Here is a 12,116-nt window from a genome sequence, read left to right as displayed (position 1 = left end):
TAAATGGTGATCCGTGCGTAGGTGGTCAGGGACTTTCGCAGTGACCCGAGCGCCAGATCTCCTCGCAGTTCCCCGAGCCCCTGGACCAGTGCAACCGACCGCCCTGCCAAAGGCGCAGCCCCGAGCCCCTGGACCGTAGATGCCGGAGCGTCTGTCCTAGTACTTGCGGACCGTCGCCGCTTCGGCCAGCGCCAGCAGGGTGGCCCGGGCCGGGCCGGCGGCCAGTGGGGCTGCGTCGAGGGCGGCGAGGGACTGGGCCATGAGTTCGTCGATCCGGCGTTCGACGGTTTCGGCGGCGCCGCTGCGCTCCACCAGCCGTCGGAGCACCGGCACCTCGTCGGCCGTCAGGTCGGCCGCGCCGAGCCGCTCGTCCAGCTGGACGGCGTCCGCCTTGGAGAGGCCCCGCATGGCGTGGGCGATCAGCAGCGTGCGCTTGCCCTCGCGGAGGTCGTCGCCGGCCGGCTTGCCGGTGACGGCGGGGTCGCCGAAGACGCCGAGCAGGTCGTCCCGGAGCTGGAAGGCCTCGCCCAGCGGAAGGCCGAACGCCGAGTAGGCGGCGACCAGTTCGGGGCTCGCCCCGGCCAGCAGGGCGCCGACCTGGAGCGGGCGCTCGATGGTGTACTTCGCCGACTTGTAGTGCAGGACGGTCTGCGCCCGCTCCAGCGCTCCCTCGTCGGCGGAGTCCCCGGCGACCGGCTCCAGCACGTCCAGGTACTGACCGACCATCACCTCGGTGCGCATCAGGTCGAAGGCCGGCTTGGCGGCGAGCACCCGCTCGGCGGGGAGGCCGGAGCGCAGGAAGAGCTCGTCGCACCAGATCAGCAGCAGGTCGCCGAGCAGCACCGCCGCCGAGGCCCCGTACTGCTCCCGGTCGCCGCGCCAGCCGCGCTCGCGGTGCAGCGCCTCGAACCTGCGGTGGATCGAGGGCAGGCCGCGCCGGGTGTCGCTGCGGTCCATCAGGTCGTCGTGCACCAGGGCACTGGCCTGGAGCAGCTCCAGGGCGGCGGCCGCCCGGGGGATGCCGGTGGAGTCGGCGGCGCCGCCCGCTCCGCGCCAGCCCCAGTAGCAGAAGGCGGGCCGCAGCCGCTTGCCGCCGTCCAGCAGGAACTCGCGCAGCGCGTCGGCGGCGGGCGTCAGCTGGGCGGAGACCGTGGCGAGCAACTCGGTCTGCTCCGCCATGAAGACCGCCAGCGCCGCGTTGACGCGCTCGCGGACGGCCTCCACGTCGATGGGGCTGACCGGCCGGGCGGTGGGCGAGGGCACGATGGACTCCGGAGTCGAGGAGGGGGTGACGATCAGCCTAACCGGGCCGGGTCAACGCCCGGAGCGTGCCCGTCCACCGAACGGGGAGTGGGTGTCTCAACCCGTGGACTTCGATTGTCAGGCGCTTCGCGTGCCGGGCTAATCTGCCAGCATGGCACTCGGTATCCCCTCCACCAGAACAGACCGGGCGGAGACCGTCCGCGACCTGCTGGCGGCAGGCGACCGGTCCTTCTCCTTCGAGTTCATGCCGCCGCGGACCGAGGCCGGTGAGTCCAAGCTCTGGGACGCCATCCGCCGGGTCGAGTCGCTGGACCCGAACTTCGTCTGCATGACGTACGGCGCGGGCGGCTCCTCGCGCGGACGGACGGTCAACCTGGTCGGCCGGATCGCCACCGAGACCACTCTGACCCCGGTCGCGCACCTGACCGCGGTGGACCACTCGATCGCCGAGCTGCGCAACATCATCGGCCAGTACGCGGACGAGGGCGTCCGGAACGTGCTGGCGGTCCGGGGCGACCCGCCCGGCGACCCCGAGGGGGAGTGGGTCCGGCACCCGCAGGGGGTCGAGTACGCGTACCAGCTGGTCGAGCTGATCAGGAGCATCGGCGACTTCTGCGTCGGGGTGGCGGCCTTCCCGTCGATGCACCCGCGCTCGGAGAGCTGGGACGATGACATCCGGCACTTCGTGGCCAAGTGCCGGGCCGGCGCCGACTACGCGATCACCCAGATGTTCTTCGAGGTCGAGGACTACCTGCGGCTGCGCGACCGGGTCGAGGCGGCCGGCTGCTCGACGCCGATCATCCCGGAGATCATGCCGGTCACCAACATCCGGCAGCTCACCCGCTTCCCGCAGCTCTCCGGCTCGGCCTTCCCGCCCGAGCTGCAGAGCCGGTTCGAGGCGGTTGCCGAGGACCCGGAGGCGGTCCGCGCGATCGGCATCGAGCACGCCACCGCGATGGCCGAGCGGCTGCTCGCCGAGGGCGCGCCGGGGCTGCACTTCATCACCCTCAACCACTCCACGGCGACCCTGGAGATCTACCAGAACCTCGGGCTGCACCAGCGCTGAGCACGGTTGCCCCGGGGAGGTGGGCCGGGGGCCCGCCGAGCCTGTACAGTCGCCGCAACGCGCAGGGGTCGGTGACGTTGGAGGTCGCGGGTATGGGCATCGGGTTCCTGCTGCTGTACGCCGCGCTCGCGGTGGTGGCGCTCTGGCTGGTCGCCGAACTGCTGCTGCAGAACCGCGCCCCGCTGCACTGGCGCGCGCTGGCCCTCGGCGGTTTCCTGGCCGTGGTCGCCGGAATGGCGCTCTCCTCGGTGCTGGTGATCGGCGCCGGAGCGGCCCTGTTCGCGGCCGGCCAGGTGCTGGTCACCCTCTCGGTCAAGCGTGGCTACGTCGCGGGCTGGTCGCTGCGCCGCGCGGACGGTGCGCTGCCCGGACCGCTGGCGAAGGTGCCGCTGCTCAGCGCCGCCACCGGCGGTGAGCCGGCCGAGGCCGCCGAGGTGGTCCCGCAGGTCGGTGAGGTCGGCCCGGTCGAGCCTGAGCAGGCGCCGGTGGCGTACGAGTTCGAGCATATGCAGGAGCTGGCCGCCGAGCCGGTCGCGGAGGAGAGCGTCTACGCCGCCGCTTACTACCAGCAGCCCTCCTACGACCAGGGCTACCAGCAGCCGCAGTACGGCTACGAGCAGTACCAGTACCAGGACCAGTACGCCCAGCCGCAGCAGCAGGCGCAGTACTACGACCAGGGGTACCAGCACCAGGAGTGGCAGCAGCCGGCCGTGCCGCAGCAGTACCACCCGGAGCAGCCCGAGCAGCAGAACTGGAACTACCAGCAGCAGATCTGACCACCGGTCAGGACTCGTAGCCCTCGACCTCGGCGGCCGGGCGGACCCGTGCCGTACCCGGGTCCTCGCCGAACTCGGTCCTGGCCCGGCGCTGGCGCAGCAGGTCCCAGCACTGGTCCAGCTTGACCTCCAGCGCGGCCAGCTCGGCCCGGGCGGCGGCCTCGTCGGCGGTGCCGTCCGTGATCCGGGCGCGCAGCAGCTTCTCGGCGTCCACCAGCTTGCCGATCGAGCCGAGGACGTCGGCGTTCTCCTGGCCGGTCATGAGGGCCTCCTGAGTGTGGGCTGCGGACACGGTTCATCCTCGGTCCCCGCCCGGTCCGGCGCATGCCGGGAACACCCGGACGGCCGCCTCGGTTGACCTGGCCGGAATCGGAAGGAGACCCACCCCATGAGCTACCAGGAGTTCCAGCGGGCCACCCTGTTCTTCGACTCGAAGGACTACAGCGGCGCGGCCAGGATCCTCACCCCGATCGTCGAGGCCGATCCGGCGAACCGGGCCGCGGTCGAGCTGCTCGGGCGGTCCTACTTCCACAGTGCCCAACTCGGCCGGGCCGAGCAGGCGTTCCTGCGACTGGTCGAGCTGGACCCGGGCAACGGCTGGGCGTACGAGGCGCTGGGCCGGACGCTGGAGCGCCGGGGCCGAGCCGACCAGGCCGCCCGCTACCGCAAGCTGGCCCGGGCGATGGGCGAGCCGGGCGCCGAGGGAGCGGTGTACGCCGTGCGGGCGGCGAACCTGGTGGAGTAGCGGCCGGTCAGGCCGGGCCGATCAGGCCCGCCACGATCGAGGCCGACATCCCGGCCCGGGCCAGCCCGCCGCCGGGGTGGGCGGCCGCGCCGATCCGGTACAGACCGGCGGGCCCGGCCGCGTTGGGCGGGCTGAGGAAGCTGCCGCCCATACCGGCCAGCGAGGGCAGCGGCTGGGGGCGTCCGGGGGCGAGCGATTCGCTCCGGACGACCCGGCCGCGCAGGTCGAGGCCGGCCGCCGCGAGGTGGTCGAGCAGGTGGCCGGGGTAGTCCGCGGGAGCGGGCCCGGGCGGGACGGTGACGGTCAGGGTGACCGCCTCGTGGCCCTCGGGCGCGAGCGCCGGGTCGTCCGGCCGGTGCACCTGGACGGTCGGATGGCGGGGGTACTCGGCGGCGTCGAAGAGCGCGCCGAGCTCGGCGGCGGTGTCCCGGGCGTGCACCACGGTGCGGACGGCGGTGCCCGGCGGACGCTCGCCGCGCAGCGCCAGCAGCACGGTCAGCCTGGCCGGGCCCGGGCGGCCGCCCCCGGTGTCCTCGGGGCGGGCGGTCAGCACGGCGTCGGCCTCGAACCGGCGGTCCCCGGCGGCCACGCCGGTGACCCGGTCGTCGGCGGTGAGCAGTTCGGTGACGGCGGTGCCGAAGTGGAACTCCACCCCGCGCAGCTCGCACCGGCGGTACACCGCGTCGGCCAGCGCGCGCATCCCGCCGCCGACGGACCAGACGCCGAAGGACTGCTCCATGTACGCCAGCACGGTGGCCCCGGCCGGTGCGGTGCGCGGGTCGAGTCCGTAGCGCAGCGCGTACTCGTACAGCAGCGCCGTCGGGCCGGCGCCGCCGAGCTCGCCGGCCGCCACCGCGGCCAGCGTGTGCGGGGCCGGACGGCGCAGCCGGGCCAGGCCGCGGCGGGGGGCGGTGGGGTAGGGGTCGGTGTGCAGCGGGGTCGGGTCGGCGGGGAGCGGCTCCTCCAGCAGCGGGCGGCGGGTGGCCTCCCAGACCGTCCTGGCCCGGTTCATCACCTCGCTCCAGCGCTCGCCGGTGCCGGGGCCGAAGGCGGTGTCCAGGCTCTGCGCGACGCCGCCCCGGGAGGCGTTCGGCAGCACCAGGTCGGTGCCGTCCGGGAACAGGTGCCGACTCTCCGGCTCGACTGGAGCGAGCGCGACCAGCTGCTCCAGCGGCTCCTTGCCGGTCTTCAGCGCGAGGTCGCGGTAGACGGCGGGCAGCGCCAGCAGGGTGGGCCCGGTGTCGAAGGCGAACCCGTCGCGCTCGTACCGGCCGACCTCCCCGCCGTACGTCGGCCCGGCCTCACAGACCGTCACCCGGTGTCCCAGGGTGGCCAGTCGTGCGGCGGCGGCCAAACCGCTCATTCCTGCGCCGATGATGACGATCCGTGCCATGGGGCAAGATCCTATGCGGTCGCCGGCGCCCGGTCGGGCGGGTGGCCGGGGCGGGCGAAAACCGCCCTCCTGCGGCTTTCATTGTCATATCGTCGGCCGGAGTGTGCGCACGGTACCGACGGATCCCGACGAGCGGATGTGACCGATGAGCGACCTGGACCGGCTGGCCGAGCGGTTCGAGGCGGAGCGCGCCCGCCTCAGGGCGGTGGCCTACCGGATGCTGGGCTCGGCGAGCGAGGCCGAGGACGCCGTGCAGGAGGCCTGGTTCCGCCTGGAGCGGTCCGACGTCGCCGAGGTGCGGAACCTGCCGGCCTGGCTGACCACCGTGGTCGGCCGGGTCTGCCTGGACCAGCTGCGCACCCGCAGGTCCCGGCGGGAGGACGCGCTGGAGTGCCACGTACCGGACCCGGTGGTCGGCGAGCTGGGCGTGCCGGACCCGGAGCAGCAGGCGCTGCTGGCCGACTCGGTCGGGCTGGCGATGCTGGTGGTGCTGGACACCCTGCCGCCCGCCGAGCGGGTGGCGTTCGTGCTGCACGACATGTTCGCCGTGCCGTTCGAGGCGATCGCCCCGATCGTCGACCGGGAGCCCGCCGCGACCCGGCAGCTGGCCAGTCGGGCCCGCCGCCGGGTGCGGGGCGCGGCCGTCCCGGAGGCCGACCTCGGGCGGCAGCGGGTGGTGGTGGAGGCGTTCCTGGCCGCCGCCCGGGCCGGGGACTTCGAGTCGCTGCTCGCGGTGCTCGACCCGGACGTGGTGCTCCGCGCTGACACCGGCGCGGTCGGCCTGGCGGGTGCGTCCAGGCTGATCCGCGGGGCGCACGCGGTGGCGGGCCAGGCGCTGATGTTCTCCGCGATGGCCCCGTACTCCCGGCCGGCGCTGGTCAACGGCGCGGTCGGCCTGGTCGGCGTACCGGCGGACCGGGCCCACTCGGTGATGGGCGTGACGGTCCGGGACGGCCGGATCACCGAGATCAACCTGCTGGTCGACCCCGACCGGCTGGCCGGGATCGACGTGTCCTTCCTGACCGGCTGAGATCCCGTCAGTACGGCACCCGGGTCGCCCCACTGCCGTCGCCCGCCCCGGGGACCGGGTGCCGGGCGGCGGCGCGGTCCGCCACAGGGGCCTCCGGCCAGCGGCGGGTGAGTGGCGTTGCGGCTCCGGGGCACGCGCCCTCCTTGCCCGGCATCGGTCAGGAGGGGCCCTTCGCACCGCCGAGCCACCCACTCCACCACCGCTCCTTCACCCACCCGCCGCCGGCCGGAGGCCCTTCCGCTCCCGGCGGCGGACCAGGAAGCGGCGGATCCGGGAGACCGCGAACCACACCAGCAGGGCGCCGACCAGCATCAGGACGGCGGCGGCCGAGGCGGCCAGCCACGGGTGGAAGATCGCCAGGGTGATCAGCCCGGCCACCGAGAGGTCCTCGGTGAGGCTGGCCACGATGTTGCTGGCGGGCTCGGGCGAGGTGTTGATCGCCATCCGGAGCGAGGCCTTGATGCCGTGGCTGACCAGGGCGGTGGTGCCGCCCACCGCCCCGGCCGCCACCTCGCCGAGCGAGCCCGGGTCCTGACCGGCCAGCAGTGCACCGATGGTGGCACCGGCGACCGGCCGGATCACGGTGTGGATCACGTCCCAGACCGAGTCCACGTACGGGATCTTGTCGGCCACCGCCTCGCAGAGGAAGAGCACGGCGGCGGCGATCAGCACGTCGGTGCGCTCCAGCGTCGGCGGCACCGAGTCGGCGCCGCCGAACCGCCCCAGCAGCCCGAGCAGCAGCACCACCGCGTACGCATTGACGCCGCTCGCCCAGCCGCTGGTGAAGACCAGCGGGACGACGCTCATCCGTTCCCCCTCCGTGGACCCAGTCCAGGGTCTGCCGATGTCCGGGGAACACGGTATCCGCCGACTCTCCCCCGGCGGGTCAGGACGCCCGCGGAGGCCGGGGCGGTTCCGGGGCGCGGAAAGCTGAGTACGGATACTCAGATCATCACTTGAGTACTCCAGCGGATGGCCCCCGACCTGCGGGAACGGCAGAGTGGTGGCCACCCGGGACGACGGACCGTCAACTCCGCTCCCGGCAGCGGCCCGACCCGCCCACGGACTGTGGGGGACCGGGGGGCACCTCGGGCCGCGACACCGAAGCCGGACACCGGCCACGGACCGCCGGCACGGGGCGGCGGACCGGGGCCACGGGGGGAATGTCCGGCGGCGGGGACCACGGGGGAACGCGGGGGGACCGCGGGTGGAGGCGCTCCCGCCGGGCAGGCACCGACGGGGGTCGGCAGCCGGCCCGGCGGGGGCGCCTCGGCACGTGGGCCGCCGGATTGTCAGTGCCGCCGTTCACGATGGAGGGGCTCGGGTCAGCCGGCCCGGGTCACCCGCTGTGGACCGGGGGATCGCATGACCATCAGTCAGCCCGAGACCGCCCCACTGCTGCCCGCACCCGCCCGCCCGATCCGGGGCGCCGACATCCACCCGGTCCCGCGCCGGGCCACCGCCCCGCCCGCCGCACTGGACCTGCTCCGGCACGCCGAGCTGACGCTGATCCAGTCCCGCCAGTACGAGGACCCGCTCCAGCGCTACGCCACCGCGCACCTCGCCGCACTGCGGACCACCGCCGCCGTGCTGGCCGTCCGGGGGCGCCCGGAGAAGCGCACCCGGCGGCGGCAGGCGATCCGCAGCGCCTGGGAGGTGTTGCCCGAGGTGGCGCCCGAGCTGGCCGAGTGGGCCGCCTACTTCGCCGCCGGGGCCCGCCGCCGGGCCGCCGCCGAGGCGGGCATCCGGCACGCGGCCACCGCCCGCGACGCGGACGACCTGATCCGGAACACGGCCCTCTACCTCCGCCTGGTCCAGCGCCTGCTCGACCTGCACCCCGAGCAGCCGCTGCCGCTTGACGCCAGCTGAGCCGGGGGCCCCGGAGGGCCTATGGTGGTGGCGTTCAGTGACAACACCGCTGTGGTGAGGAGCCTCCACCGTGTACCCGACCCGTCCCCGCAGTGCCCTGCGTACCGCCGTGGTGTGGGAGGTGGTGCGAGCGGCTCTGGAGCAGCGGGCCGGGCAGTTGGGCCGGCCCGTGCTGGAGGTGCTCGACACCGGCGGCGGCACGGGCAACTTCGCCGTGCCCGTGGCCAGGCTCGGCCACCGGGTGACCGTGGTCGACCCCAGCCCGGACGCGCTGTTCGCGCTGGAGCGCCGGGCCGCCGAGGCAGGCGTGACCGAGCTGGTCCGGGCGGTCCAGGGCGACACCCAGACCCTGCCGGAGCTGGTCGAGCCCGGCACGGTGGACGCGGTGCTCTGCCACGGCGTGCTGGAGATGGTGGACGACCCCGCCGAGTCGCTCCGCAGCCTGGCCGGCACGCTGGCCAAGGGCGGCGTGGTCAGCCTGCTGGCCGCGAACCGCAACGGCGCCGTGCTGGCCCGCGCGCTGGCGGGCCACTTCACCGACGCCAGGGCCGTGCTGGACGCGGCCGACGGCCGCTGGGGCCCGCAGGACCCGATGCCCCGCCGGTTCAGCGTCGAGGAGCTGGGCGAGCTGGCCGTGGCGGCCGGTCTCGCGGTCACCTCGGTACACGGCGTCCGGGTCTTCGCCGATCTGGTCCCCGGTGTCTTGGTGGACACCGAGCCGGGCGCGATGGAGGCGCTGCTCAAGCTGGAGCAGGCCGCCGCGGAGCAGCCCGCGTTCCACGCGGTGGCCACCCAGCTGCACGTTCTGGCCGAACTGGTCTGACCGGCCCCGCCCGCTCACCCGGCCCGGTCCGAGTCGTTCCGACGATCCGGGCACTTGTCGGGACGCTCCCGCGTTGGTCCCCTGCGGGTCGGTGAACGAACGTGGCCGGAGCCACGGACACGTGACCATCCCGATCCGGCCGCTCGGACCGTATGATCTGGGTAAAGCCGGAAAGCATGACAGCCAGGCGCATGGGGCATATGGACGACACAGGCCCAGCCAGGGGTGGCGGACCGGTCGCCCCGCGACCGACGAGTAGGAGGACTCCGTGCCGCTCTCGGAGCACGAGCAGCGACTGCTCGAGCAGATGGAGCGAGCGCTGTACGCCGAAGATCCCAAGTTCGCGTCAGCGCTTGAGGGAACCGGGCTGCGCACCTACACCCGTCGGAGGGTCTACCAGGCCGCCGCAGGGTTCGTGGTGGGTATCGCTCTCCTGATGGGCGGCATGGTCGCCCAGCAAATCTGGGTGAGCGTCGTCGGGTTCCTGGTGATGCTGGGCTGCGCGGTCCTCGCCGTTACCGGCTGGAAGCGTGGTCCGGCCGGGCAGGGAGCGGGACCGAAGGCGTCCCCTGCTCCGCGCCGCAAGGCCGGTGTGATGGACCGGATGGAGCAACGCTGGCAACGCCGTCGGGACGAACACGACGGAGTGTGAGCCGGCCGGAAGTACGGAGCTGGTGAGGGCGGGCAGTCGAGTCGACTGCCCGCCCTCAGCCGTCCCAGGGCCGCGGCCCGGTCAGGAGCGCTTCCGGCGCAGCAGCCCGGCCAGCCGCCGGACCGGCGCGAAGACCCGGCCGGCCCCGGCCCGGACCGCGTCCTGGACGGACTGCAGCCGGTCGGCGAGCCGCCACCGCAGCCGCGCGGCGGAGGCGGGCAGCAGGACCGCCCTGGCCCGGTCGCGCCGTCCGGCGGCGGCCCGCAGGCCCTCGGTGGCGGTCCGGACGTCCGGGCCGAGCGGCAGCTCCGGGGCCGCGGTCCGCGCGTACAGCACCCGTTCGGTGGCCAGCGCCACCCGGCCGGCCGCAGCGCTGGCCGGGGCGTCCAGCCGGCCGGCCTCGGCGATCCGGTGCGCGGTGCCGCGCGGGGTCCGCGAGTCGTCCGGCGGGATGCCCAGGTCCCAGGCGGTGTCCAGCAGTTCCTCCCAGGCGGCCAGCACCTGCTGGTCCGTCAGCTCCGGGGAGCCGGCCAGATGGCGGCCGCCCCCCAGCCGGCGGCGGCGTTGGCCGATCCGCCAGAGCATCGGGGTGGCCAGCAGGGCCAGCACCACCAGGATCGCCAGCAGCCCGGTCAGGGCGGGCCAGCCGAGCCACCAGGGCAGCGGCTCGGCGGCCTGGTACACGGCGGCGTTCTCGTCCGCGCAGGCGTCCTGGCGCTGCTGCGCCCCGGTGCAGGTGCTGCTGGCACTGGGTGCGGCGGAGGCGCCGGTGCCGGCCGAGGCACTGGGCTGGGCGGTCGGGGCGGTGGTCGGCTGGGTGACCTTCTCCGCGGTGTAGCCGGGGCTGCTGCCCCGGGTCGGGGTCGGCTCGAACCGCAGCCAGCCGGAGCCGGGGAAGTACAGCTCCGGCCAGGCGTGGTAGTCCTGGCTGCGCACGATGAAGTTGCCGCGGCCCTGGTCGGAGCCGGGGGCGAAACCGATCGCGACCCGGGCCGGGATGCCCAGCGAGCGGGCCATCGCGGCCATGGTGGCGGCGAAGTGCACGCAGAAGCCGGTCTTGTTCTGCAGGAACGTGGTGATGGCCTCGTTCCCGGTGCCCGCGTTCGGCGTCAGGCTGTAGGTGAACTCGTTGGAGGTGAACCAGGTCTGCAGGGCCACCGCCTGGTCGTACGGGTTGTTCTTGCCCGCGACCACCCGGCGGGCGGTCTCGGCGACCACCGGCGGCAGGGTCTCCGGCAGTGCGGTGTACCGCTTGGCGAAGTCGGTCGGGGCCGGTCCGGCGTTCCGCAGCTGGGCCGGGCCCGGTTCGACCCCCAGGCTGGTCACGTCGTAGGCGAGGCCGTCGCTCTTCTGGCCCCGGTCACCGACCAGCGAGCGGGTGCTCGGCTCGTACCGCCAGTCGCCCCGGACGCTGACCGAGGAGGCCGGGTAGGGCATCGGCAGCCACTCGGTGCTGAGCTTGTCGGAGATCTTGACCGAGGTCTGGAACTGCTCGGCCGAGACGTCCTGGCCCAGCCCCTGGGGGGCCGGCATCGGGTTCGGGATGGGTTGCAGGTGCTGCTCGGAGAACTTCCACTGCACACCGTCGAAGCTGTCCAGCGCGCCGATCCGCAGGTAGAGCTGGTTGCCCTGCGGGGAGTCGGTGGAGTAGCGGAGCATCTCCACGTTGTCCCGCCGGTTCAGGTTGGCCGTCAGGGCCACCACCGGGTTGAGCGAGGTGACCTGGCGGCCGGTGCCGTTGCCGAGCCCGTCGCCGTCGCCCCGGTCGATCAGGCCGAGGTCGGTGTACGGCACCAGCAGCGGCAGCGCCACGGCGACCGCCAGCGCCAGCAGGCCGATCCGGTGGCCGCTCTGGGAGAGGCCGCCGGAGCCGTCCTGCGAGCTGCCGTGGAAGACCCGGCCCCAGCGGGACAGCCGGTCCTGGCCCTCGGCGTTGAGCAGCAGCAGATAGCCCAGCGCGGCCAGCAGGAACCAGAGCCAGGCGGCGTCCGGGGCACCGATACCGGTACCGACCGAGTACAGGGTGAGCAGCGGCAGCCCGGCCAGCGCGGCCTTGCGGAAGGTGACCGCGAGGGCGTCCACCAGGACGGCGATCAGGGTCACCGAGCCGACCAGGATCAGCGTGATGCCGTCGGAGTCGGGGGCCGGGATGGTGTACTGCTGGACGTCCTTGGTGCCGGCGGCGATCAGGCTGCCGACGGCGTCCAGCGCGCGCGGCCCGGGCAGCACCGCGAAGTCCATCGCGGACTGCACGGTCAGCAGGAGCAGCACGTAGAGGGCGGCCAGCAGTTGGAGCACGGCCTGCAGGACGCGGGCCACCGAGAGCCGGCGCAGGGCGGCCCCGGCCGCGCCGACGGCAGCGATCATGACGAACGCCTCGCCGATCCAGCCGCTCGGCCGCACCAGCGGGATCAGACAGAGCGTCACCAGCGTGGTGGCCAGCGCCGAGTAGAGCGTCAACTTCGCCCGGGTGGTCACGTGCGGGGCTCCTCGGGGCGG

12 protein-coding genes are annotated in these 12,116 nt (G+C 74.2%); 7 read left to right on the top strand and 5 right to left on the bottom strand.

Annotated elements, in window-relative coordinates; all coding sequences use genetic code 11:
• Positions 1-156: 156 nt before the first annotated feature.
• Positions 157-1,263 carry a polyprenyl synthetase family protein gene (locus tag ACIRPK_RS15705; protein WP_403038421.1) on the bottom strand — a complete coding sequence of 369 codons (1,107 nt, stop codon included), beginning with the start codon at positions 1,261-1,263 and terminating at the stop codon, positions 157-159.
• A gap of 151 nt (positions 1,264-1,414) precedes the next feature.
• Between ACIRPK_RS15705 and metF the strand changes: the two genes are divergently transcribed.
• Both metF and ACIRPK_RS15695 read left to right on the top strand, forming a co-directional pair.
• A complete protein-coding gene (metF, locus tag ACIRPK_RS15700) occupies positions 1,415-2,329 on the top strand; it encodes a methylenetetrahydrofolate reductase [NAD(P)H] (protein WP_403038418.1) in 915 nt (304 codons plus the stop codon).
• 92 nt (positions 2,330-2,421) lie between these two features.
• A complete protein-coding gene (locus tag ACIRPK_RS15695) occupies positions 2,422-3,105 on the top strand; it encodes a hypothetical protein (RefSeq protein ID WP_403038415.1) in 684 nt (227 codons plus the stop codon).
• A gap of 7 nt (positions 3,106-3,112) precedes the next feature.
• On the opposite strand, the gene ACIRPK_RS15690 is transcribed toward ACIRPK_RS15695, so the two are convergent.
• Positions 3,113-3,367 (bottom strand): DUF2630 family protein, encoded by a 255-nt coding sequence (locus tag ACIRPK_RS15690; RefSeq protein WP_403038412.1) that lies wholly within the window; start codon positions 3,365-3,367, stop codon positions 3,113-3,115.
• Positions 3,368-3,493: 126 nt separating this feature from the next.
• Between ACIRPK_RS15690 and ACIRPK_RS15685 the strand changes: the two genes are divergently transcribed.
• Positions 3,494-3,850 carry a tetratricopeptide repeat protein gene (locus ACIRPK_RS15685; protein ID WP_403038409.1) on the top strand — a complete coding sequence of 119 codons (357 nt, stop codon included), beginning with the start codon at positions 3,494-3,496 and terminating at the stop codon, positions 3,848-3,850.
• Positions 3,851-3,857: 7 nt separating this feature from the next.
• Here the strand turns inward: ACIRPK_RS15685 and ACIRPK_RS15680 are convergent, their stop codons facing one another.
• Positions 3,858-5,243, bottom strand: a complete 1,386-nt coding sequence (locus ACIRPK_RS15680) for a phytoene desaturase family protein (RefSeq protein ID WP_403038407.1) — start codon at positions 5,241-5,243, stop codon at positions 3,858-3,860.
• Positions 5,244-5,388: 145 nt separating this feature from the next.
• On the opposite strand from ACIRPK_RS15680, the gene ACIRPK_RS15675 reads away from it, so the two are divergent.
• Positions 5,389-6,273, top strand: a complete 885-nt coding sequence (locus ACIRPK_RS15675) for a sigma-70 family RNA polymerase sigma factor (RefSeq protein WP_403038406.1) — start codon at positions 5,389-5,391, stop codon at positions 6,271-6,273.
• A 207-nt stretch (positions 6,274-6,480) separates the two neighbouring features.
• Here the strand turns inward: ACIRPK_RS15675 and ACIRPK_RS15670 are convergent, their stop codons facing one another.
• A complete protein-coding gene (locus ACIRPK_RS15670) occupies positions 6,481-7,080 on the bottom strand; it encodes a DUF4126 domain-containing protein (protein ID WP_403038403.1) in 600 nt (199 codons plus the stop codon).
• Between the two features lie 558 nt (positions 7,081-7,638).
• Here ACIRPK_RS15670 and ACIRPK_RS15665 point away from each other — a divergent pair.
• From ACIRPK_RS15665 to ACIRPK_RS15655, 3 genes are all read left to right on the top strand, one after another.
• On the top strand, positions 7,639-8,142 hold the full coding sequence (locus ACIRPK_RS15665; RefSeq protein WP_403038401.1) for an SAV_6107 family HEPN domain-containing protein: 504 nt from the start codon (positions 7,639-7,641) through the stop codon (positions 8,140-8,142).
• A 70-nt stretch (positions 8,143-8,212) separates the two neighbouring features.
• Complete coding sequence (locus ACIRPK_RS15660) at positions 8,213-8,965, top strand: methyltransferase domain-containing protein (RefSeq protein WP_403038398.1); 753 nt, start codon at positions 8,213-8,215, stop codon at positions 8,963-8,965.
• Between the two features lie 268 nt (positions 8,966-9,233).
• Positions 9,234-9,617, top strand: coding sequence for a DUF3040 domain-containing protein (locus tag ACIRPK_RS15655; RefSeq protein ID WP_403038396.1), 384 nt, complete (start codon positions 9,234-9,236; stop codon positions 9,615-9,617).
• A gap of 81 nt (positions 9,618-9,698) precedes the next feature.
• On the opposite strand, the gene ACIRPK_RS15650 is transcribed toward ACIRPK_RS15655, so the two are convergent.
• Positions 9,699-12,095: a DUF3488 and DUF4129 domain-containing transglutaminase family protein gene (locus ACIRPK_RS15650; RefSeq protein WP_403038394.1), complete on the bottom strand. Its 2,397-nt coding sequence runs from the start codon at positions 12,093-12,095 to the stop codon at positions 9,699-9,701.
• Positions 12,096-12,116 lie beyond the last annotated feature (21 nt).

Source organism: Kitasatospora sp. NPDC101801 (assembly GCF_044766665.1).
In the GTDB taxonomy this organism is placed as follows: Bacteria; Actinomycetota; Actinomycetes; order Streptomycetales; family Streptomycetaceae; genus Kitasatospora.
This window is presented reverse-complemented; position numbering and strand designations above follow the sequence as displayed.

Coding starts and splice junctions, on each gene's coding strand:
- metF (WP_403038418.1), top strand. CDS start 1,415: ATGGCACTCGGTATCCCCTCCACCAGAACAGACCGGGCGGAGACCGTC.
- ACIRPK_RS15695 (WP_403038415.1), top strand. CDS start 2,422: ATGGGCATCGGGTTCCTGCTGCTGTACGCCGCGCTCGCGGTGGTGGCG.
- ACIRPK_RS15690 (WP_403038412.1), bottom strand. CDS start 3,367: ATGACCGGCCAGGAGAACGCCGACGTCCTCGGCTCGATCGGCAAGCTG.
- ACIRPK_RS15685 (WP_403038409.1), top strand. CDS start 3,494: ATGAGCTACCAGGAGTTCCAGCGGGCCACCCTGTTCTTCGACTCGAAG.
- ACIRPK_RS15680 (WP_403038407.1), bottom strand. CDS start 5,243: ATGGCACGGATCGTCATCATCGGCGCAGGAATGAGCGGTTTGGCCGCC.
- ACIRPK_RS15675 (WP_403038406.1), top strand. CDS start 5,389: ATGAGCGACCTGGACCGGCTGGCCGAGCGGTTCGAGGCGGAGCGCGCC.
- ACIRPK_RS15670 (WP_403038403.1), bottom strand. CDS start 7,080: ATGAGCGTCGTCCCGCTGGTCTTCACCAGCGGCTGGGCGAGCGGCGTC.
- ACIRPK_RS15665 (WP_403038401.1), top strand. CDS start 7,639: ATGACCATCAGTCAGCCCGAGACCGCCCCACTGCTGCCCGCACCCGCC.